Source organism: Klebsiella sp. PCX (assembly GCF_021869705.1).
GTDB lineage: Bacteria > Pseudomonadota > Gammaproteobacteria > Enterobacterales > Enterobacteriaceae > Klebsiella > Klebsiella quasipneumoniae.
In genome coordinates, this window is the sequence record NZ_CP091527.1 from 684,761 (window position 1) to 705,322 (window position 20,562).

At 55.6% G+C, this 20,562-nt stretch carries 20 protein-coding genes; 13 read left to right on the forward strand and 7 right to left on the reverse strand.

The features are described 5' to 3' along the window. Nucleotides 1-30: 30 nt before the first annotated feature. The 8 genes from GQR96_RS03180 to GQR96_RS03215 all read left to right on the forward strand — a co-directional run bounded on the left by GQR96_RS03180 (nucleotide 31) and on the right by GQR96_RS03215 (nucleotide 8,608). A complete protein-coding gene (locus GQR96_RS03180; RefSeq protein WP_004886438.1) occupies nucleotides 31-2,796 on the forward strand; it encodes a sigma 54-interacting transcriptional regulator in 2,766 nt (921 codons plus the stop codon). A 99-nt stretch (nucleotides 2,797-2,895) separates the two neighbouring features. Next, a complete protein-coding gene (locus GQR96_RS03185; RefSeq protein WP_004886440.1) occupies nucleotides 2,896-3,318 on the forward strand; it encodes a PTS sugar transporter subunit IIA in 423 nt (140 codons plus the stop codon). A 14-nt stretch (nucleotides 3,319-3,332) separates the two neighbouring features. After that, entirely contained in the window at nucleotides 3,333-3,803 is a 471-nt protein-coding gene (locus GQR96_RS03190) for a PTS sugar transporter subunit IIB (RefSeq protein WP_023319678.1), read from the forward strand. 16 nt (nucleotides 3,804-3,819) lie between these two features. Next, nucleotides 3,820-4,599 carry a PTS mannose/fructose/sorbose/N-acetylgalactosamine transporter subunit IIC gene (locus GQR96_RS03195; protein WP_004886445.1) on the forward strand — a complete coding sequence of 260 codons (780 nt, stop codon included), beginning with the start codon at nucleotides 3,820-3,822 and terminating at the stop codon, nucleotides 4,597-4,599. Beyond that, nucleotides 4,577-5,428 (forward strand): PTS system mannose/fructose/sorbose family transporter subunit IID, encoded by an 852-nt coding sequence (locus GQR96_RS03200; protein WP_017899109.1) that lies wholly within the window; start codon nucleotides 4,577-4,579, stop codon nucleotides 5,426-5,428. The genes GQR96_RS03195 and GQR96_RS03200 overlap by 23 nt, the downstream gene beginning before the upstream one ends. Nucleotides 5,429-5,440: 12 nt before the next feature. Next, nucleotides 5,441-6,502, forward strand: coding sequence for an SIS domain-containing protein (locus GQR96_RS03205; protein WP_065903204.1), 1,062 nt, complete (start codon nucleotides 5,441-5,443; stop codon nucleotides 6,500-6,502). 17 nt (nucleotides 6,503-6,519) lie between these two features. Continuing rightward, nucleotides 6,520-7,530, forward strand: a complete 1,011-nt coding sequence (locus tag GQR96_RS03210) for an SIS domain-containing protein (RefSeq protein ID WP_065903207.1) — start codon at nucleotides 6,520-6,522, stop codon at nucleotides 7,528-7,530. A gap of 133 nt (nucleotides 7,531-7,663) precedes the next feature. Further along, entirely contained in the window at nucleotides 7,664-8,608 is a 945-nt protein-coding gene (locus GQR96_RS03215; RefSeq protein ID WP_074384302.1) for an Rpn family recombination-promoting nuclease/putative transposase, read from the forward strand. Between the two features lie 54 nt (nucleotides 8,609-8,662). Here the strand turns inward: GQR96_RS03215 and opgB are convergent, their stop codons facing one another. The 6 genes from opgB to GQR96_RS03245 all read right to left on the reverse strand — a co-directional run bounded on the left by opgB (nucleotide 8,663) and on the right by GQR96_RS03245 (nucleotide 14,394). After that, nucleotides 8,663-10,954, reverse strand: coding sequence for a phosphatidylglycerol--membrane-oligosaccharide glycerophosphotransferase (gene opgB, locus GQR96_RS03220; protein ID WP_017899105.1), 2,292 nt, complete (start codon nucleotides 10,952-10,954; stop codon nucleotides 8,663-8,665). A gap of 257 nt (nucleotides 10,955-11,211) precedes the next feature. Then, nucleotides 11,212-11,706, reverse strand: a complete 495-nt coding sequence (locus GQR96_RS03225; protein WP_004886462.1) for a YjjA family protein — start codon at nucleotides 11,704-11,706, stop codon at nucleotides 11,212-11,214. Between the two features lie 65 nt (nucleotides 11,707-11,771). After that, nucleotides 11,772-12,509, reverse strand: a complete 738-nt coding sequence (dnaC, locus tag GQR96_RS03230) for a DNA replication protein DnaC (RefSeq protein ID WP_025999144.1) — start codon at nucleotides 12,507-12,509, stop codon at nucleotides 11,772-11,774. A gap of 2 nt (nucleotides 12,510-12,511) precedes the next feature. Then, nucleotides 12,512-13,051 (reverse strand): primosomal protein DnaT, encoded by a 540-nt coding sequence (dnaT, locus tag GQR96_RS03235; protein ID WP_017899103.1) that lies wholly within the window; start codon nucleotides 13,049-13,051, stop codon nucleotides 12,512-12,514. Between the two features lie 102 nt (nucleotides 13,052-13,153). Continuing rightward, entirely contained in the window at nucleotides 13,154-13,627 is a 474-nt protein-coding gene (locus GQR96_RS03240; RefSeq protein WP_004886472.1) for a threonine/serine exporter, read from the reverse strand. Further along, nucleotides 13,618-14,394 carry a threonine/serine exporter family protein gene (locus GQR96_RS03245; RefSeq protein ID WP_004886474.1) on the reverse strand — a complete coding sequence of 259 codons (777 nt, stop codon included), beginning with the start codon at nucleotides 14,392-14,394 and terminating at the stop codon, nucleotides 13,618-13,620. The genes GQR96_RS03240 and GQR96_RS03245 overlap by 10 nt, the downstream gene beginning before the upstream one ends. A gap of 280 nt (nucleotides 14,395-14,674) precedes the next feature. On the opposite strand from GQR96_RS03245, the gene pobA reads away from it, so the two are divergent. The 4 genes from pobA to bglJ all read left to right on the forward strand — a co-directional run bounded on the left by pobA (nucleotide 14,675) and on the right by bglJ (nucleotide 18,379). Beyond that, on the forward strand, nucleotides 14,675-15,859 hold the full coding sequence (gene pobA / locus GQR96_RS03250) for a 4-hydroxybenzoate 3-monooxygenase (protein WP_069734373.1): 1,185 nt from the start codon (nucleotides 14,675-14,677) through the stop codon (nucleotides 15,857-15,859). Nucleotides 15,860-15,875: 16 nt separating this feature from the next. Next, nucleotides 15,876-16,757: a helix-turn-helix domain-containing protein gene (locus GQR96_RS03255; RefSeq protein WP_048322929.1), complete on the forward strand. Its 882-nt coding sequence runs from the start codon at nucleotides 15,876-15,878 to the stop codon at nucleotides 16,755-16,757. A 264-nt stretch (nucleotides 16,758-17,021) separates the two neighbouring features. Continuing rightward, entirely contained in the window at nucleotides 17,022-17,744 is a 723-nt protein-coding gene (locus tag GQR96_RS03260) for a helix-turn-helix transcriptional regulator (protein WP_049004604.1), read from the forward strand. Further along, entirely contained in the window at nucleotides 17,705-18,379 is a 675-nt protein-coding gene (gene bglJ, locus GQR96_RS03265; RefSeq protein WP_023319687.1) for a DNA-binding transcriptional activator BglJ, read from the forward strand. The genes GQR96_RS03260 and bglJ overlap by 40 nt, the downstream gene beginning before the upstream one ends. Before the next feature lie 5 nt (nucleotides 18,380-18,384). Here bglJ and GQR96_RS03270 read toward each other — a convergent pair whose 3' ends face one another. Beyond that, nucleotides 18,385-18,843, reverse strand: coding sequence for a YbaK/EbsC family protein (locus GQR96_RS03270; protein WP_004886490.1), 459 nt, complete (start codon nucleotides 18,841-18,843; stop codon nucleotides 18,385-18,387). Between the two features lie 333 nt (nucleotides 18,844-19,176). Here GQR96_RS03270 and GQR96_RS03275 point away from each other — a divergent pair, with 333 nt between their 5' ends. Next, complete coding sequence (locus GQR96_RS03275) at nucleotides 19,177-20,520, forward strand: PTS cellobiose transporter subunit IIC (protein WP_002887650.1); 1,344 nt, start codon at nucleotides 19,177-19,179, stop codon at nucleotides 20,518-20,520. Nucleotides 20,521-20,562: the final 42 nt, after the last annotated feature.

Sequence of the window (20,562 nt, forward strand, 5' to 3'; positions counted from 1 at the left end):
TCTCTTCGTAATGGCGACGAGGGGGATGTAATGCGTAAAACGGAACTGTTGGCTTTTTTGCAAAATCAGACCGATTTTTTCGATCCGGATAACCTGAGCGAAGTGTTCACCGCCAGCTGGCTGGCTCAACGTTTCGCGATGCAAAGAAATACCGCCAGCCATTATCTCAATCAGCTGGTCGCCCAGGACGTGCTGGTGAAGATCAACACCCGGCCGGTCTATTTTCTGCATAAAAAAGCCTTCTGCCAGCAGTTCTTCCCCCTTTCCCGCAGCGAGTACGCCAGCATGGCGGAGCTGCTCGCGGAGAGTGACCGCCAGCCGGAACAGGCGGACCATTTTTCGTTGCTGACCGGCCATGACGGCAGCCTGCGTAAACCGATTGAGCAGATGAAAACCGCGCTGTTTTATCCCAACGGCGGGCTACCGCTGCTGATCACCGGCGACAGCGGGACCGGTAAAAGCTATATGGCGGAGCTGATGCACGAGTTCGCGATCGCCCAGGGCCTGCTGGCGCCCGATGCGCCCTTCGTGAGCTTCAACTGCGCGCAGTATGCCAGTAATCCGGAGCTGCTGGCCGCCAACCTGTTCGGCTACGTCAAAGGCGCGTTTACCGGCGCGCAGAGCGATAAAGCCGGGGCGTTCGAGGCGGCAAACGGCGGGATGCTGTTTCTCGACGAGGTCCACCGCCTGGATGCTCAGGGGCAGGAGAAGCTGTTCACCTGGCTGGATCGCAAGGAGATCTACCGGGTGGGGGAGACCGCTCAAGGCCTGCCGATTTCGCTGCGGCTGGTGTTTGCCACCACCGAAGAGATTCACAGCACTTTTCTGACCACCTTTCTTCGTCGTATTCCGATCCTGGTCAGCTTGCCCGATCTTCAACACCGCAGCCGCGAGGAGAAGGAGGCGCTAACGCTGCAGTTTTTCTGGCAGGAGGCCCGGACGCTGGCCGCCCGGCTGCAGCTAACGCCGCGGCTTTTGCAGGTCCTGACGCAGTACGTTTATCGGGGCAACGTCGGCGAACTGAAGAATGTGGTGAAGTACGCCGTGGCATCAGCCTGGGCCAGGTCTCCGGGCAGCGAGATGCTGACCGTGACGCTGCACGATCTGCCGGAAACGATCATGGCGGCGACGCCGGCGCTCAGTGAAGCGATGGGTCAGCAGGAGCCGCTGCTAATCGAGCCGCAGACCAGCCTGGTCTGGCTGCTGCGGGCGCGCGACCCGATTCAGGGGCTGATCTATGACGTTCAGTGTCGGATTTTGGCGCTGCATGAAGCGGTGCTGAATAAAAAAACGGTCTGGGAAGAGGCGCAAAGAAGCATGGGGGAGGAGATTGAAACCCTCTTCGATCGGCTGATCTTTGATAACCAGGATGCCAGTAGCTCGCAGATGTTGCTGCTGATCGCCCATCAGGTGCGGGAGGAGTATTATCGCCTGGAAAAACGCTTCAATATCCAGTTTAACGGTAACTGTCTTTACGCCCTGAGCCACTACCTGATCCATCGATCCCGTCAGGCGCCGTCCACGATGAGCAATGAGAAAATCCGTCTGCTGGCGGATTTTCTGGCAAACAAATTCCCGCTGCTGTATCGCTTTTGCGAAGCGATCCTCGACGCGCTGGCGCTGAAGCTGGATATTGAGCCCCAACGTATTGACCTGCTGTTGCTGGTGCTGTGGTTCCAGAAAAATGGCGCTATTAGCCAGCAGCAGGTGACCCGGGCGATTATTCTCGCTCACGGTTACGCCACCGCCAGCAGCATTGCCAGCGTGGCGAACCGCTTGCTGAAAAGCCCGCTGTTTGAGTCATTCGACATGCCGCTCGACGTGACGCCGGAGGCTATCGCTAATCAGGTGATGGCCTACATTGAGCGCCACGCGCTGGCGTCAGGGCTGATCATTTTGGTCGATATGGGATCCCTGAACGCTATTCACAGCCATTTTAATCGTCGTCTGAACACGCCGGTGGCGATTATTAACAATGTCTCCACCGGCATGGCGATGTACGTCGGGGAGCGGATTTTGCACGGCGATATGCTGGAAGATATCGTCCGCGAGATCGGCGATGATCTGGCGGTTGAGCACCAGCTCTATTACCCGCAGACCGATAAACCGCGGGCGATTTTGACCACCTGCGCCACCGGACTGGGCGCGGCGGCGAACCTGTCGGCGCTGTTAAAAGCCAGCATCCCTGAAGCGCTTGGCATTGATATTGTGGCCTGTGATGTGGAGACCCTTGCCGATCCCGCGCGGCGGGAGCCGATGCTCAGCCGCTACGAGGTGCTGGCGATCGTCGGCACCCTCGATCCGCATCTTGCCGATCTCCCGTGGATCTCGCTGGATTCGCTGATTTCCGGCGAAGGAAGTCGCCCGCTGATGCGTATCTTCGGCGAACTGGCGACGGCGGAGCAGGTTAGCGAGATCAACAACCTGATCCTGAAAAACTTCTCGCTGCGGCGAGTGATTGAGTCGGTGACGATCCTTGATACCGCGAAGGTGATCAACCAGGTTGAGCAGTTTTTGCTGCGCTATGAGCATCTGGCCGGGTACGAGGTGCCCAACGAACGTAAGGTAGCGCTGTATGTGCACATCAGCTGTCTGATAGAGCGGTTAATTCGCCACGCTTCCCCAACCCATTATTCGGGAAGGCAGTGTCCGGAGCGCGAGCTGGCTACGCTGCGCGAGGCCTTTAGTGTCATAGAGAGCGGATATAGTGTCAAAATTCCCGTTGTCGAGCTCTATTACATTCACGACATCCTGACGCGGGAAACGGAATTTATTCAGGAAGATCAAGAGTTTTAACGCTTCTCCCCCTTTTATCCTTACGTTAGCCGACGCGCCACTGTTTCTGGCACGTCGGTTGCAATTAAGAAAGCAGTGGAATGCGCTTTCGAGGTAAGGATGAAACGACACTATATTTTTGCCAGCCACGGCACCTTTGCTAACGGTTTGTTGAACTCTGTGGAGCTGATCCTCGGTAAACAGCCGGATATTCATACTCTGTGCGCCTATGTAGAAGAGGAGGTCGATCTGACGCAGCAGGTGGAGGCGCTGCTGGCGCGTTTCCCGGCGCAGGATGAGCTGATAGTGATTACGGATATTTTCGCCGGTAGCGTCAATAATGAGTTTGTGCGTTTTTTATCGCGCCCGCACTTCCATTTATTATCTGGGTTAAATCTACCGTTAATTATTGACCTGCTTATTTCTGCAGCGGAAGAGAATACCGAAAAATTAATTTCTGAAGCATTAATCAACGCCAAAGAGAGCATTCAGTACTGCAATCAGAGTATTGCCGGGGCGATGACTATGGATAAAGACTTCTGAAATGAGGATGCATGATGATTACGTTATTAAGGGTTGACCATCGATTACTTCACGGCCAGGTAGCCTTTTCCTGGACCCAATATGTCGGTGCCGATTGTATTTTAATCGCCAACGACAGTGTCCCTGAGGATGAACTTCGGAAAACCACCATTAAGCTTGCTAAACCACCCTCGGTAAAGCTGGTGATTAAAAATATAAATGATTCTATTGAAGCGATAAAAAGCGGGGTTACCGATAAATATAATTTATTTATTGTTGTGGAATCGGTCAATGACGCCTGGCGTATTGCCAGCGCCGTTGAGGAAATAAAAAGTATTAATCTCGGTGGGATTAAGGCCAAAGAGGGCAGTAAAAATATTTCTAAGGCGATTAATTTACTGCCGGAGGAAATAGAGCAGTTGCAACAACTGGTGGGCAAAGGCGTCGAGGTGGAAATTCGCCAGGTCCCGAACGATCGCAAACAGCTTTTTACGGAATGCGTGTAATTCCGGAGGACAGATTATGGTAGAGGCTCTCTTACTGGGTCTGGTGGCGTTTATCGCGCAATCGGAATATGCCTTAGGGACGTCGCTGATTTCCCGGCCTATCGTCACCGGGCTGCTGACCGGTCTGGTGCTGGGGGATGTGCAGACCGGCGTCATCATGGGCGCGACGCTAGAGCTGGCGTTTATCGGCTCGTTCTCCGTTGGCGCCTCGATCCCGCCCGACGTGGTGACCGGCGGTATTCTCGGCGTGGCGTTCGCTATCACCTCCGGCGCGGGCACGGAAACGGCGCTGTTGCTCGGCCTGCCTATCGCCACCCTGACCCTGATCCTGAAAAACGTTTATCTGGGGATGTTCATTCCGTTGCTCAGCCAGAAAGCGGACGGCTATGCGGAACGGGCGGATACGCGCGGCATTGAGCGGATGCATTTGATCGCCGGATTCGGCCTGTCGCTAATGCTTGCCACGGTGGTGACCGTCTCATTCCTGGTGGGCAGCAACGCGGTGAAATCTCTGCTCGATGCGATCCCGGAATTTATCAAACACGGGCTTAGCGTAGCCACCGGGATCATTCCGGCTCTCGGCTTCGCGATGCTCGCCAGGTTGCTGATTAACAAGAAAGTGGCGCCGTACTTTTTCCTCGGCTTTGTATTGATGGCCTATTTGAAAATCCCGGTGACCGGTATCGCCATTCTCGGCGCCATCGTGGCGGTGGTGATGGTTAACGTCACCGCATTTAGCGCACCTCGTACCACGACAGAACAAGGAGTCAGCGATGACGACGAAGATGATTTCTGAAGAGACCCTGCAGCCGCAGGAGCAGGAAGAAACGCGAATTACGCCGCGTGATTTACGCCGGGTGTTCTGGCGCTCCTTCCAGATGGAGTTCTCGTGGAACTATGAGCGACAGATGAATCTCGCCTTTGTTTACGCGCTGATCCCGGTGCTGAAGAAGCTCTATCCGCGCAAAGAGGAGCTGGCCGGGGCGCTGAAACGCCATCTGGTGTTCTTCAATACCACGCCGCATATCGTCACCCTGCTGCTGGGAATCACCACGGCGATGGAGGAGAAAAATAGCCAGCAGAAAAATATGGATGCCAATGCCATTGATAACGTCAAAGCGTCGCTGATGGGGCCGCTGGCCGGGCTGGGTGATTCCTTCTTCTGGGGCACGCTGCGCCTGATCGCCACCGGTATCGGCACCAGCCTGGCGCTAAAAGGCAATATTCTCGGGCCAATCCTGTTTCTGCTGGTATTTAACGTGCCGCACATTCTGGCGCGCTGGTGCTTTACCCGCTGGGGCTACGTGCTGGGCACCGGCGTCCTGCAGCGGATCCAGAAGAGCGGAATGATGGAGAGCCTGACCTACGGGGCATCGATTATCGGCCTGATGGTGGTCGGGGCGATGACCGCCTCAATGATCGATATCACCATCCCTGTCTCCTTCGGGACCGGGGAAGCCAAAACCCAGGTGCAGGACATCATCAACGACATTCTGCCCTGCATGCTGCCGCTGGTGAGTTTCGGCATCGTCTACTGGCTGCTTGGGCGCAAGGTTAAACCGCTCTCTATTATCGGCGGAATGGCGCTGGTGGGCATTCTGGGTTCGTGGATCGGATTGTTTTAACGGGAGTGAGCTATGCAACCAACAATGATGACCTATATCAGCGAAGAGCCGGCCTGTCTGGCGCAGATCCTGCGCGACTACCGGCAAAAGCTGGCGGCGATTGAGACCTTTGCCCGCCAGCACCCGGTACGCCGAATTTTGCTGCTGGCGACCGGATCGTCGTTGAACGCTGCGCTGTGCGCGCGCTATTTCTTTGAACAACGCTTCGGCGTGCTGGTTGACATTAAAGAGCCGTACAACTTTACCCATTACGAAGCTATCGACCCGCATACCGATCTGGTGGTGGCGATTTCACAGAGCGGAAAAAGCGCGTCGACGCTGGAGGCGATGCGTAAGGTACAGTCCTCAGGACTGCCGGTATTTGCCCTGACCTCCGACCCGCAAAGCCCGACCGGGCGCGCCTGCGATGGCGTGCTGGATATCAATACCGGGATCGAGAGCGTAGGGTTTGTCACCCGCGGCTTTAGCGCGACGGTGCTCAATTTGCTGCTGATAGCGCTGATGATTGCCCGCAGCCAGGGGAAGGCCAGCGAAGCCGAGGAGCAGCACTATCTTGCCGAATTCCAGCGGCTGGCGGCGGCGATCCCGGAGGTTATCGCCCGCACTTCGCGCTTTATCGATCGGCATAGCGAAACGCTGCGGCGCGGCGAGCGCTTTGTCGCCACCGGCTATGGCGCGCTGGTTGGCGTGGCGAAAGAGTTCGAAACCAAATTTACCGAGACGGTGCGCGTGCCTTCCAGCGGCTTTGAGCTGGAAGCCTATATGCACGGCCCCTATCTGGAAGCCAATGCCCGCCATGTGATGCTGTTTATTGAAGATACGCCGGACGGGCGAACCCGGGCGCTGCGCGACTATATGGCGCCGTCCATTGCCCGGGCCTTTACCCTGACGTTGAGCGACGAAGAGGATGAACAAACGCTGGCGCTAAACTGCCCGTGCGAGCATCACCTGGCGCCGCTGTTGCTGATTGTCCCAGTGCAGATGCTCGCCTGGCATACCGCAGGACTGAAAGGCATCGATCTGGCTAAACGTATTTTCGACGATTTTGACCGCGTCTTAAAAAGTAAAATCTGATTATTCAGGAGAAAACTATGTTGGGTTTTAATCAGGACGAGTACCTGACCAGTGCTCGCGAGATCATCGCTGCGCGTAAACAGGCTGAAACCGTGGCCGACGCTATTTATGACAGCGGCTGCAGCGCATTATTTTTTGCCTCGGTTGGCGGTTCCCTTGCCCCGATGATGGCTATTAATGAGTTTGCCAAAGAATTAACCAGCGTGCCGGTTTATCTTGAGCAGGCGGCGGAATTAATTCATCGCGGGCATAAAAAATTAAATAAAGAGGCGGTTGTCGTCACGCTCTCTAAATCCGGCGATACCAAAGAGTCGGTGGCCATTGCTGAATGGTGCAAGGCGCAGGGGATACGCGTGGTAGCCATTACCCGTCATGCCGATTCGCCATTGGCTGCCGCCGCCAGCTGGCATATTCCGATGTGCCACAAGAACGGCGTGGAATATGAATATATGCTGCTGTACTGGTTATTCTTCCGCGTCATTTATCGTCATGGTGAGTTTGCTGAATATGCGCGTTTTGCCAGCCAGCTGGAATTGCTGCCGGAAAATCTGCTAGAGGCCAAGCGCCAGTTCGATCCTCAGGCGTACAGCATTGCCGCGCAATACCATGACAGCGACTATATGATGTGGATTGGCGGCGCGGAAATGTGGGGTGAGGTCTACCTGTTCTCGATGTGTATTCTCGAAGAGATGCAGTGGAAGCGGACGAAGTCGGTAAGCTCGGCTGAATTTTTCCACGGCACCCTGGAGCTGCTGGAAAAAGAGGTCCCGTTGTTTCTGGTGAAGGGCGAGGGGAAATGCCGGGCGCTGGACGAGCGCGTCGAACGCTTTGCCGAAAAGATAACTGACCATCTGGTGGTGATCGACCCACGCGACTATCCGCTGAACGGCATTGATGATGCGTTCCGCTGGATTATGGCGCCGTGCGTGGTGTCCACTCTGCTGGTGGACCGGCTGGCGGCCCACTTTGAGCACCATACCGGCCACGACCTGAATATCCGCCGTTATTACCGGCAGTTTGATTACTAAATCTTGCCCATGGCGGCCAGTCAGACTGGCCGCTCCGCTATTCTCCGAGGCGCTTCCCAGAAAATCATCGTCAAATCCAGCCGGGTAAAAACCGGTGGTAGAGTCCGGCTTTCCTTCTCTTTCAGGCAAGCGGATGGCCATGAAAAAACGGATGACCTCAACGCCGCATGATGCGGTCTTTAAACGATTTCTTCGCCACCCGGAGACAGCGAATGATTTCCTCATGCTCTATCTTCCCGAAGCGATCCGCCAGCGGTGCGATTTCGCTACCCTGAGGCTGCAATCGGCGAGTTTTATCGATGAGGATCTGCGCGCCTGGTATTCGGACGTGCTGTGGTCGGTGCGGACCACCTGCGGGGCGGGATATATTTACGTGGTGATAGAGCATCAGAGCTCGCCGGACAACCATATGGCTTTTCGTCTGATGCGCTATGCGATTGCCGCGATGCAGCGACACCTCGACGCCGGGCACAAAACGCTGCCGCTGGTGGTGCCGATGCTGTTTTATCACGGCGCAACCAGTCCGTATCCTTTTTCCCTCAACTGGCTGGATGAATTTGCCGACCCGCAGCTGGCGAAGAGGCTGTACGGCAGTCAGTTTCCATTGATCGACGTCACGGTCATGCCGGACGATGAAATCGTGCAGCATCGGCGGGTCGCCCTGCTGGAGCTGATGCAAAAGCATATTCGCCAGCGCGATCTCAGCGACATAACGGAGTCGTTGGCGGCCGTGGTGATGCTGGGATACACTAGCCCCCGGCAGTTGAGAATGCTGTTTCACTATATGCTGCAGTACGGTAACACGGCCGAGCCGGGCGTGTTTCTCCGCCGGCTGGCCCGCCGTCTGCCACAGTATGAGGAGACATTGATGTCTATCGCGCAAAAGCTTAAGCAGGAAGGTCGACAGGAAGGTCGGCATGAGGGCCGACAGGAAGGGCGCCTTGAGGGCTTACAGGAAGGGAGCCGGCGTGAGGCGCTGCGCATTGCCGGCAGCATGTTACAGAATGGCCTCGACAAAGAGACGGTACAGAAGATTACCGGACTGTCGGCTGACGAGCTCAAGCCGCTGTATTGCTAACACCCCGCCACCCAAACCGTTGCCCGGCGCCAAAACCCGCCGGGCAAGGTGGCTTTAACCTTCGCTTTTCACCACTTTGATCTCCACCATACCGATCCCCAGCTGACGCGGGGAGTGGCCGAGGATATTGCCCTCGTTGGTGGACTGCGGGTCCGGCGGAGTGATGGTCAGCGTGTTGCTGCGCGTCGGGTTGTCGAAATGCAGCGTCGTGGTGGTCACATCATTGACCAGAGTAAGCACTTGCTCACTTTGACCAACCCGCACCGGGATCGGCTTATTGGCATTGGGACCGTAGGCTTTGGCGGTGATCACCAGATCAAATTTCTCCGGCAGCGGCTCTTTATATTCAATCTTCACGTCGCTGCCCAGCTGGGCATTGGACCACCGACCCCAGGACTCGGGGCGCGAAATGCCGCTAAACTGTTTCACCTCTTCCGGCGCGCCGGCAACGTTAAACACGAAGCTGTCGGCCTTATAGCGAATATCGTTGTCGACAACTTTCAGCGTATCGACGTTGCCCTTATAGCGCTCCATATCGATAAGGGTGTCCCTGAAGGCGGTCTTGCCTTTCCACTGTGGCTTATCAACGTGCTGAACCTTCTGCTCACCCCCGAGCTGGCCCTGCGAGACGCACCAGTCGGTGGAGAGCGCCAGCTCAGGAGACCACAGCTGGCCCATTTTATAGCAGCGATCGACCCACACGAAATTATCCCGCGGTGCGAAATCGGCCAGCTGGAAGCGCAGCGGCGCCGAGTATTCGCTCTCCGGCAGCGGTTCAACGCGCTGATCCGACACCCGGAGCAGCAGCGGCAGACGGAAATGGCTGCCGGAGAAGGCGATCATGTTCTTCTGCGAGTCGATGGTGAAGTTTTTAATCTCTTTCGGGAAGTTCCACAGGCGGATCACGTCGGGTTTCCAGGCCAGGATCTTCTCTTTCATATTGATGAAAATACCGGAGAGCGACTGGCCAGAGAGACTGCTGCGCCCGAGGCCGATATAGTTATCGCCACCGAGAATATCCAGCACCGTCGCACCGTTATCCATGGTGTTGCGTTTCACTGCCAGGGTCTCCTGCTGCGGCCGATCGCCGCGCAGGACAAAGAACAAATTGCTGCGATCGTGCTTGTTGAGGTAATCCCAGGCGCTGTTCTTCATGGCCAGGTGGTCGGAAGAGACCACGATGACCGTGTTTTTGAAATAGGGAGAGGCTTTGATCTTCTCGATTAGCGCGGCGATATGTTCCTGGCTGCAGCTAACGGCGCTAAAGGAGAGGTTTTTCTTACCGTCCACGTCATAGCGTTTACGCTCGCAGGTGCGCGAAATAAAGCCGTCGGGATGGTGGGTGTCCACCGTCAGGGCGAACAGCGAAAAGCGTTTTCCGGACTGCGACAGCTCTTCGAATTTTTTCCACGTCTCCTCAAGTACCGTGTCGTCATAGAAGCCCCAGTCGTTGCGGTAGGCGGGATCCGCTACCGTGGTTTTGAGCTCTTCCGCCCCGAACAGGTGATCGAAGCCGTGGGACTTGAGAAAGACGTCTTTGCCAGCAAAGCGCAGGTTAGCTCCCTGCACAAAATAGTTTTCGTAACCGGAGTTTTTCAGGATATCGCCAAGGCAGATATTCTGCGGAAAGAAGCTGGATACGGAGGCCGAAGCGTTGCCTTCAAACGGCGCAAACAGCGGAATGCCGCACTGTGACGCGACCATGCCGGCGATGGTGTAATCGGTCCCCGGCAGCTGCATGGTATTGCTGAAATCAATGCCCTCATCTTTAATTCTGCCAAGCTCAGGGGTGAGGTTGGGGAACGCATCGTTATCAAAATAGGTGCGCTCAAGGCTTTCGCCATAGATATAGACCAGATTCAGCTGCGGATTGTCGATACGCTTCGACGGTTCTTTGTAGTACGCGGCAAAGTCCGGGTCTCCTTCCCGTGATTGCGATTTCACCAGCTCGCTGATTTGATGGAAGGCCGGGCTGGCGTCGACCGAGGCCAGCGCCAGCAGCAGCGCCGCCAGGCTGTAGCCGACGTGATGAGGATGATGCCGACGGCGGCGCAGCACCCACCCCAGGGCGCCAAAAACGGCAACCAGCGCGACGGCCACGCCGACGCCCGGCAGAATGTATTTGCCGATCCCGGCGCCGGTCAGGCTGTTGGTCAGAGTGTAGAGTACCGCGTCGTTGATGCCGTCGCCGGTAAAGTAGTCGCTGGCGTAGAGGGTGATATTCAGCACCACGAACAGGCCTAACACCGTGAGCGTGGCGGCAAACCACCAGGTGTTACGACCCGCTTTCCAGGCATAAAGCGCCACCGAAGCTAAAAATAAGGCGATGGATAACAACTCTGACACAGCTCATCCTCATTAACGCCAGTTATCGGCTGGCAGAACAGATTACTTTTCAAGCCACACTGTAATTGCAGCGCCATCTTGCTGCAATTCTAGCGTCATGAAAGTGTGCAGTTATTCAGAATTGGTTTAGAAGTTGCTTTTTTTGATCGGCGTCGCAGCCGGCGTGGCGGGGAAGCGCAAGGAGAAAAAGGAGAAAAAAGCCGTTTCAGGCCGCGCTGCCGTCGCGAAGGCGACAAACGCGGCATTAGCAGTACGTATCAGGAGAGGAAGTTAACGCCCTGTTTTAAGACCAGATCGCAGGCTTTGGTTTTCACCTGTTTCGCCAGCGAGCTGTTGCCAAGCGTATTCAGGTCCAGCTGCTGGCCGTTATTACTGTTGAGCAACCCCTGCAGGCCATCGAGATAGTTGGTGTCTTGTTTCTGTTTTTCCGGCGTGCTGAGTCCTAGTTTATCCAGCACCTGGTTTTTGACGTTATCGGCGCTGGTCACGGAGGCCAGCTTCTGTTGCGCGCAATATGACAAGATCCCGGCCGCATTATTCATGCTGCTGGCGGTCAGCGACTGGCTGCTGCCACTGAGCAGGCTGGTTAGCGAGGAGACGGACATGCCGCCGCTGCCAGCCTGGGTGCTGCCGCCGCTGAGCTGGCTGGCGGCGCTGTTGAGAGAATCCTGCCAGGAGGCAGCGTGGGCCCCGGAGAGGGTAAATGCGCTGAGGGTAAGCGCGGCAAGTAAGCCATTTTTTAACGATTTCATAGACGGACTCATAAGCGTGACTGAAGAATCACTTTAGTATAACGCCGCCGTTGTCCGGAAATCTCTTAATACTCCTTGCCGGTGACGCGGTGCCGGTAACTTTCCCAGTTGAAGATAACCCACAGGCTGTTGCCCAGGCGCATACGGTCCATCACCCGTTCGCCGAGCAGCTTATTCATCTCTTCCATATTACTGTTGGTTAGCATACCGGTAGGCCGTTTGGAGGAAGAGCGGCGGTCAACTATCTGATTGATAATGACCTTTTCATAGCGAGACTCCGTCTGCATACCAATTTCATCAATCACCAGAAGATCGACCTTGCTGAGATCGCTCAGTAATTGCTCTTCGCTCGTCTCCCGATTGCCGAAGGTATCTTTCATGGCTGACATAATATCAGCCACGGTGATAATTAAGACCGATTTCCCGCGCAGCAGCAGTTCGTTGCAGATAGCAGCCGCGAGGTGGTTTTTACCGGTGCCCGGTTTGCCGGAGAAGATAAAGCTGGCGATATTGCCATCAAACTCCTCCACGTACTGACGCGCCCGGGCGAGGGCGTTCATCTGCCCCTCGCACTCGACGCGATAGTTATCAAAGGAGCAGTTCTGATGCAGCGGGCGGATCCCCGAGCGGTTAAAGGTGCGCTGCATTTTCATCGCGCGGTTCTCCCGCTCCAGCGCTTCGGAACGCAGCTTGCCTTGCTCTTTTTGCCAGGCCAGCAGCTCTTCGCCGGTTTTAAACGCCGGTTCGATATGAGCCGGCATCATTTTCTGCAGGCGCTTCATCAGATCGCCAACGTTTTTCATGCTCATCCTCGGAAACCTCGCGGAATATGACTGTCGGGTTCGCTCACGCTGTTCACATCGCGCTTCGGCTGCCCGCCGTTGCTGGCGCGGCTGATTTGCACGCTGCGAGCCAGTTTCTGCTGCCACTGCACGTGGTGAAACACTTTACCTTCCGCCTGCCAGTAAGCGACAAAAGCGGCCAGCTCTTCCGGGGTGACCGGCTGGCTCAGGGCGATGCCCCACAGCGCGGCCAGACGCTGAAAGTCGGCGTCCGGCTGCCAGGCCGCATACATGGCAAATTTGCCCATCGGCACCGCAACGGGCGCCGCCGCGGGCTCGTCGAAAAACTGCGGGTCAAGCGCGATGTCGCTGCCGGGGCGCGCCAGCCTGGCTTCCAGTTCCAGCAGCTGCGCCAGCCGGTCTGGGGTCAGCGCATAGAACGCCGGGGCGTTGTTGGCAAAAACGGCGACAGTGCCGTCAGTCGATTTCGCCAGCAGCGCCGCGTGCTGCTGGAGGAACTCTTCCAGGCCGCTAAAATGGGAGGTTAAAATTCGCGAAGACATAACTCTATCTCAACTCTGAACTGCAAAGAGTGGGGTGATCTGCACATAGTAGCACAGAGCCCGTCGCGGAAGGAGCGTCGCGGCTTTACCGCGACGCCGGGGTTAGACGCGAGGGCGCTTACGATACAGCCACAGACCGGGTATCGACAGGCCGATGGAGAGGGCGCCCACGATTGAAGAGGCCTTTAAAAAATTGCTCAGCAGCAAAATCATCATCTCTTCAGAATAGCCAAAATGACTGATTTTTACCGCGGAGATCATCGCGGTGTAAGCGGAAATACCGGGAAACATCGGGATCACGGCGGCAACGGTAAAAATCTTCGGATGCGCCAGATACCAGCGCGACCACTGGATACCGATGCAACCCACCAGCAGGGCGGCGAGAAACGTGGCCCATTCAATGTTAAAACCGGCGCTCATCATGACCATGCGCGAACCGTGGCCGATGGCCCCCAGCAGCGCGCACCAGCGCAGGGCGCGCTGCGGGACATTAAAGACCATCGCAAACCCGACGGCAGGGATCGCCGCCAGCAGCATGTCTTCCGCCAGCGCGAAAATAAACGAAATTATGCCCATCCCCGCAGCCCCCATACGGTCATTGCCATCACTACGCCAATGCAGGTGGCAAGGGTTAACAGGCTGGCGATCGCCCAGCGGGCGAGGCCGGTATTAATATGCCCTTTAAACATATCGGCGACGGCGTTGATCAGCGGAAAGCCCGGGACCAGCAGCAGGACGCTGGCGGCCATGGCAATGGTCGGGGTGCTGGCAAAGGTAGGGAGGCGCAGCAGCAGCCCGGAGATCGTGGTGGCCACAAAGGCGGTGATGCAGAAGTTGATCTGCGGATGCATGGAACGGTGGGTCAGCACCTGGCGAATGTACATGGCCACCGTGCTGGCGCAGAAGCTGACCAGCGCTCCATCCCAGCCGCCGTTATTCAGTTTACAGAAACAAGCGCAGGAGAGGCCCACCATGATCACCAGCAACCAGCGGGGATAGCGCAGGGGCCTAATCTGCGCGAAGCGCTTCTCGACGTCGCGATAGTCCAGCAGCTTATGCTCGGCGAGGATCACGATATGCTGCACTTCCGTCACCACATGCATATTAATGCCGCGGTCGACATTCTTACGCGTGGAGGTAAGACATTCGCCATCCTTAATGGTGGTCAGGACGATAGCGTTGGAGGAAATGGCGCTTTCGACGCTGTCCATCCCCAGCGCCAGCCCGAGACGCGTTGAAAGCTCTTCCACCAACGCGCTTTCGGCGCCGTGCTGTAACAAAAAAAGACCACACTGGATGCATAATCGTGTGATTGCCCGCTGCTGTGCCCGATCAACCTGCATATTTCCTCTGCTGTCCGCGACGCCTGGTATCTGCCGATACTTTAACCTGAAGCGCCTGGGCGGCTGAGGGGGGTGGGATCAAATAATGTGCAAAAATTTCCCGCCCGCCGGAGGGGCAGAATTTGAAGCTTCCCACACTTTTGCCAGTTTGGTGAAAAGTGCAATTTTTGTCGCCATTCATCCCTTCTTTTTCCCGTCTGACTTATCAAAAATGCAGGAAAGCACTTTTATTAAACAAAAAATATACAAATAATTAACCCTGCAAAAGTGAGACAATCCTATGAAAACACAGGTCGCGATTATTGGCGCTGGCCCTTCCGGGCTGCTGCTGGGGCAGCTCCTGCACAACGCCGGCATCCACACGGTCATTCTTGAGCGTCAAACGCCGCAGTATGTGCTGGGGCGCATCCGCGCGGGAATTCTGGAAAGCGGTACCGTCGATCTGCTTCGCGAAGCGGGCGTGGCGCAGCGAATGGACGTCGAAGGCCTGGTGCATCATGGGGTGGAGTTTCTCTTTGACGGCCAGCGGGTGCCCGTCTCACTGAGCGAGCTGACCGACGGCAAGAGCGTGATGGTTTACGGCCAGACTGAAGTGACCCGCGATCTGATGGCTGCCCGGGCCGCCAGCGACGCGCCGATCGTGTACGGCGTGAGCGAAGTGACTATCCATGACGCGAAAAGCGACCGGCCGACGATCACCTATCTTAGCGAAGGTGAATTCTGCCGCCTGGAGTGTGACTTTATCGCCGGTTGCGACGGGTTCCATGGCGTGTCGCGGCAAAGTATTCCCGCTGACATCCTCAAAACTTACGAGAGCGTCTGGCCGTTCGCCTGGTTAGGCCTGTTGGCGGATACGCCGCCGGTCAATCCGGAGCTGATCTATGCGCATCATCAGCGGGGATTCGTTTTATGTAGTCAGCGCTCACTTACTCGCAGCCGCTACTATTTGCAGGTTCCGCTGAGTGATAAAGTGGAAGACTGGTCGGACGAACGCTTCTGGCAGGAGTTGAAATGCCGATTGCCGGCGGATCTGTCATCAAAGTTAGTGACTGGTCACTCACTTGAGAAAAGCATCGCTCCCTTGCGCAGCTTCGTCGTAGAGCCGATGCAATATGGGCGATTGTTTCTGGTGGGGGATGCCGCGCATATCGTACCGCCGACCGGCGCTAAAGGGTTGAACCTGGCGGCATCGGACGTGAACTATCTGTGGCGGATCCTTCGCGAATACTACCATCATGGCCGGAGCGATCTGCTCGCGACCTATTCGCGACTGGCGCTGGATCGGGTCTGGAAAGGGGAACGCTTTAGCTGGTTCATGACCCGCCTGCTGCACGATTTCCCGCAGCAGAGCGAATTCGACGCCAAAATGCAGGCGGCCGATCGCCGCTACTATCTGGGCTCGCGCGCCGGGCTGACCACCATCGCGGAAAACTACGTGGGCCTGCCCATGGAGCGCGTCGTCTGACTGAACAGGAGTAACTATGTCGCCCGTCCAAACTGTTCCGGTATTTAAGCTCTATGGCGAGGAGCGCGGCTGGCCGACGCCGGACCTGCTGCACTGCGAATCGATTTTGCAGCGCAGCAGCCTGTATCAGTGGCATATTCGCGTCCACCAGCACGCCGAAATGGTCCAGCTCCTCTATCTGCACAAAGGTCGGGCGGAGATCGAAATTGAAGGCACCACCGCGGTGATGACGGAATCCTGCATCCAGGTGGTGCCCGCCCTCTGCATTCATGGCTTTCATTTTTCACCCGGGACGAACGGATTTGTGCTCTCCCTGGCGCTGCCGCTGCTGAGCCGCTTTGAAAATCAGTTCGGCCGGCCGCTGGATGTGCTTAGCGTAGCGCAGTGTCTGCCGGTGGGGCGTTCCCGGGGGCGTATGCATACGCTGTTTTCAGCGCTTCGCGAGGAGTACAGTGCCGATCATGACGCACGGGAAATGATGCTTTATTCGCTGCTGGGAACGCTGCTGGTCTGGCTGAACCGGCAGTGCCGCCCCGCACCGCCCGCGGAAGACAAAGCGGAGCGAAAGCGCAGTATGATGCGTCATTTTTCCCGGCTTATTGAGAGCCACTACCGGCAGCATCTCCCGCTGGCGGAGTATGCGAAGTTGATTGGGCTGTCGGTCACGCATTTAAACTATTTATGTCGCGAGTTCTATGGCTGTAGCGCTCTCGGGGTACTGCATCAGCGACTGATGCTTGAGGCGCGGCGTAACCTGCAGTACACTCGCATGACGGTAACGCAACTGTCTGATTATTTGGGTTTTAGCGACGCCGCCTATTTTTCTCGCTTTTTCCGCCGCTACAGTGGTATGTCGCCTAAAGCATTTAGAGAAGCAATTAAAGAGAATGCTTCATAATTTTCAAGCCTGAAATTATTTTTGCTAAATAATAGTTTTATCTTTTCTAATTTATTAGCGCAGAGGCGTCTGTGCTAATATTCATCGCAAGTATACACAGGAATAATATTTACACGGTATGACCACGGTTCGGTCATTCAGTATATCGTGTACGCGGGCCATGAATATGTTTTTAATATTCATCCAGTAAATGGTATGGCGATCGAGTCACTCGCCGAACGTTTACGGGCAAGCGAAGGAACTTCGACAGGAAGCGGAGGTGTTATGTTACCAGGACAAGGTAAGTTTGGCGTCGTTATTAGTAAAATCCCCGTCATGCAGTCAGGGTTAAAGGTGATCTTCAATGAGAACCTCCCGGATTACGAACTCAGTTTTTGTCGCTCTCATGATGAGCTCACCCTTTTACAACTGCGGCGGGCGGTGCTGGTTGTCGCGGATATCTCCGGCGAGATTTCGCAACCCCGGGCCGTCTGCGAGCGTTATTACTCCCTCATGACCCAGTATCGTGATATTCACTGGGTTTTTATGGTCAGCGACAGCCTCTATCCATTAGCCGTTGAGCTATTAATTCGTCCCGAAAGCTCGCTCATCTCCGAGAGCGAGCCGGTAAACCGGCTGATTGAGGTGATTTGTGCCGGTAGCCGTGCAGCTGAGCAGATTAGCCGTACGCTGTTTACCGGGAATGAGGACAGCGATTTCGCAAGCTACCACTCTGCGGCGATGCTGACCCTGTCAGAGCGAAAAGTTCTGCGCCTTCTGGCGAAGGGATGGGGAATTAACCAGATCGCCGCGCTGTTGAAAAAGAGCAATAAGACGATCAGCGCGCAGAAAAATAGCGCAATGCGTCGTTTATCGCTACGCAGCAACGCTGAAATGTATGCCTGGATCAACAGCGCGCAGGGAATGCAAGAGCTGAATATCAATTCAGCTTACGGGGAGCAAATGGAATGGAAAAAAATAGCACAACCCGTCATGTCGCCATCGTAGAAAAATGTGTGATGACGGAAATGGCCTGGCGCTATATCTTTAGCCGTGAAGATAACAGCCAATACCGCATTCATTTTTTTAAAAATATCAATTTGCTCAGGGCGGTGGAAGCGTCGTTCCCATGGTCAGCAATGATCTTTTCACTTTCAGGGAGTCGTTCGTCCAGAGCCGAGAGCCTGCTTTTTCTTCACGAGATGGCGAGGATCCGACCGGAAGTCCAAACGATTATTCTGGCTAATAATGAAAGCGAAATGCGCCTGATCGGCCATTTAATGCCGTCCTGCCTGCACGGTATATTAAATAAATCTGCGCCGCGACGCGGGTTGCAGGAGCATTTATTACAGCTGCTGGATAATCATTCCCTCGCCGGCAAAGAGCATTTTTGCGGCAGAGAGGCATGCAACGATCCGCTAAGTCCGACGGAGCACGCTATTCTTCGGTATATGTCGTGGGGATATTCGCTTTCGGAAATTGCGGTGCAGCTGAACCGGAACATTAAAACCATCCGCGCGCATAAGTTCAACGCCATGACCAAGCTCGGGGTTCGCTCTGACATTGGTTTATTAAACGCGGCGGATATCTTGCTGCATTTACCGATAAACGGCCCGACCAGCGCCGTTAAACAGGTGGCATAACGCGGCTATATGCATACGTCTACCCATGTTGCGTCGGTGAGCTGCGCCATTCGTTCTGGTTCGATGCGAACGGCGCTGTGAATAGCCCCCGCTGCGGGTAGTACCTCCTGATAGTGCCTGAGCGAGACGTCACAGAAGACGTCCAGCGGATTTTCCAGACCAAACGGGCACACGCCGCCGACCGGATGGCCGGTCCAGGTCACCACCTCATCGCTGCTCAACATACGCGCTTTTGCGCCAAAGGTTTCTTTCAGCTTTTTATTATCCAGCCGCGCATCGCCCCTGGCGACGATCAGTACAATTTTATCTTTGATCTTGAGCGACAGCGTTTTGGCTATTTGTCCCGGCTCAACGTTGTGCGCGGCAGCGGCGAGCGCCACGGTGGCGGTACTCTGGTTTAACTCAATAATTTCGATATCGGGGGCGTGTTCGGCAAAGAACTGCCGTACAGACTGCAGACTCATTGGATTCTCCTGATTTAAGCCTGGTTAAATCTGTCACAAGCCTGGCGGAGTGTAAATATCGGCGCGGACAATCCAGATTCTTTCTATTTTGTCGATCTCCTTCACATTCACCGTAACCGGTTACTGTAACCGGTTGCGGTTATCTGCATTGAGATGAATACTGGAACAGTCACTTCTCCTTTTATTTATAACAAAAGAGCCGTGTATGAATCGTTGTGTTATGAGCAGTATAGCCGGTGATCCACCCGCGGCCTGCTGCATCAAAAAGCGGTCATCGTAACGGCAGGGTAATCGTTGTTGGGCCAGTATCAATAGCCTGTCAGGAGGGCTACTATGTCTGCTAACCATGCTGCGTTTAATTTGATATTTCGCTTTGTAGAAAATTACATAAGCCCCATAGCAGGGCGGATCTCATCGCAGCGTCACGTCATGGCTATCCGTGACGGTTTTATCTCCGCCATGCCGTTTATGATCGTCGGATCGTTTCTGCTGGTGTTTGCTTATCCTCCTTTTTCCCCGGATACCACCTGGGGTTTCGCCCGCGCCTGGCTGGATCTGGCAAAAGAGTTCGAGGGGCGCATTCTGACCCCCTTTGATATGACAATGGGGATCATGTCGATCTACATCTGCGCGGCAATCTCTTACAACCTCGGTAAGCACTACGAGAAATCCAATCAGCTCGATCCCTTTATGTGCGCGATGCTGTCGATCATGGCTTTTTTACTGATTGCCGCGCCGAAGACGAATGGCACGCTGCCGGTGGATAGCCTCGGCGGAACAGGGATCTTTACCGCCATTCTGGTGGCGATCTACTGTGTGGAGATGATGCGTTTTCTCAAGGCACATAACATCGGTATCCGTCTACCGGATCAGGTCCCTCCGATGATCAAAAATTCCTTTGATCTGTTGATCCCGGTGCTGGTGGTTGTGCTGACGCTCTATCCGCTGAGCCTGTTTATTCAACACCATTTTGACATGCTGATCCCGCAGGCCATTATGGCGATTTTCAAACCGCTGGTTTCGGCGGCCGATTCCCTGCCGGCGATCCTGCTGGCGGTCCTCATCGGCCACCTGCTGTGGTTTGCCGGGATCCACGGTGCGGCGATCGTTTCCGGGATGCTGCAGATGTTCTGGCTGACCAACCTCGGTATGAACCAGCAGGCGCTGGCCCAGGGCGCACCTCTGCCGCATATCTTTATGGAGGCGTTCTGGACCTTCTTTATCGTGGTCGGAGGTTCTGGTGCCACCATGGGGCTGGTGTTCTGCTATCTGCGCAGTCGTTCAGCGCATTTGCGCTCCATTGGTCGTTTGAGCGTGGTGCCAAGCCTGTTTAACATTAACGAGCCGGTCATCTTTGGGACGCCTATTGTCATGAATCCGGTGTTCTTTATTCCGTTCCTGCTGGCGCCGATGGTGAATGCGGTGCTGGCCTGGGCGGCAATGAAGCTGGATCTGATCGGCCGCGTCATCTCCGTGGTGCCGTGGACGGCGCCGGCGCCGATTGGCGGTGCCTGGGCGCTGGGCTGGGATTTCCGGGCGGCAATTCTGGTCATCGTTCTGGCCTGCGTGTCGGCGATTATCTACTTCCCGTTCTTTAAGGTGTATGAGAAACAGCTGCTTGCTCAGGAAGCGGAAGAGGCCGAACGGGCGGAACAGGAGAGTCAGCAGACCGCATAAATAGTGACCGGGCGGCCACAGGCTGCCCGTAGCTTATTGGGA

Coding starts and splice junctions, on each gene's coding strand:
- GQR96_RS03180 (WP_004886438.1), top strand. CDS start 31: ATGCGTAAAACGGAACTGTTGGCTTTTTTGCAAAATCAGACCGATTTT.
- GQR96_RS03185 (WP_004886440.1), top strand. CDS start 2,896: ATGAAACGACACTATATTTTTGCCAGCCACGGCACCTTTGCTAACGGT.
- GQR96_RS03190 (WP_023319678.1), top strand. CDS start 3,333: ATGATTACGTTATTAAGGGTTGACCATCGATTACTTCACGGCCAGGTA.
- GQR96_RS03195 (WP_004886445.1), top strand. CDS start 3,820: ATGGTAGAGGCTCTCTTACTGGGTCTGGTGGCGTTTATCGCGCAATCG.
- GQR96_RS03200 (WP_017899109.1), top strand. CDS start 4,577: ATGACGACGAAGATGATTTCTGAAGAGACCCTGCAGCCGCAGGAGCAG.
- GQR96_RS03205 (WP_065903204.1), top strand. CDS start 5,441: ATGCAACCAACAATGATGACCTATATCAGCGAAGAGCCGGCCTGTCTG.
- GQR96_RS03210 (WP_065903207.1), top strand. CDS start 6,520: ATGTTGGGTTTTAATCAGGACGAGTACCTGACCAGTGCTCGCGAGATC.
- GQR96_RS03215 (WP_074384302.1), top strand. CDS start 7,664: ATGGCCATGAAAAAACGGATGACCTCAACGCCGCATGATGCGGTCTTT.
- GQR96_RS03225 (WP_004886462.1), bottom strand. CDS start 11,706: ATGAAATCGTTAAAAAATGGCTTACTTGCCGCGCTTACCCTCAGCGCA.
- dnaC (WP_025999144.1), bottom strand. CDS start 12,509: ATGAAAAACGTTGGCGATCTGATGAAGCGCCTGCAGAAAATGATGCCG.
- dnaT (WP_017899103.1), bottom strand. CDS start 13,051: ATGTCTTCGCGAATTTTAACCTCCCATTTTAGCGGCCTGGAAGAGTTC.
- GQR96_RS03240 (WP_004886472.1), bottom strand. CDS start 13,627: ATGGGCATAATTTCGTTTATTTTCGCGCTGGCGGAAGACATGCTGCTG.
- GQR96_RS03245 (WP_004886474.1), bottom strand. CDS start 14,394: ATGCAGGTTGATCGGGCACAGCAGCGGGCAATCACACGATTATGCATC.
- pobA (WP_069734373.1), top strand. CDS start 14,675: ATGAAAACACAGGTCGCGATTATTGGCGCTGGCCCTTCCGGGCTGCTG.
- GQR96_RS03255 (WP_048322929.1), top strand. CDS start 15,876: ATGTCGCCCGTCCAAACTGTTCCGGTATTTAAGCTCTATGGCGAGGAG.
- GQR96_RS03260 (WP_049004604.1), top strand. CDS start 17,022: ATGTTACCAGGACAAGGTAAGTTTGGCGTCGTTATTAGTAAAATCCCC.
- bglJ (WP_023319687.1), top strand. CDS start 17,705: ATGGAAAAAAATAGCACAACCCGTCATGTCGCCATCGTAGAAAAATGT.
- GQR96_RS03270 (WP_004886490.1), bottom strand. CDS start 18,843: ATGAGTCTGCAGTCTGTACGGCAGTTCTTTGCCGAACACGCCCCCGAT.
- GQR96_RS03275 (WP_002887650.1), top strand. CDS start 19,177: ATGTCTGCTAACCATGCTGCGTTTAATTTGATATTTCGCTTTGTAGAA.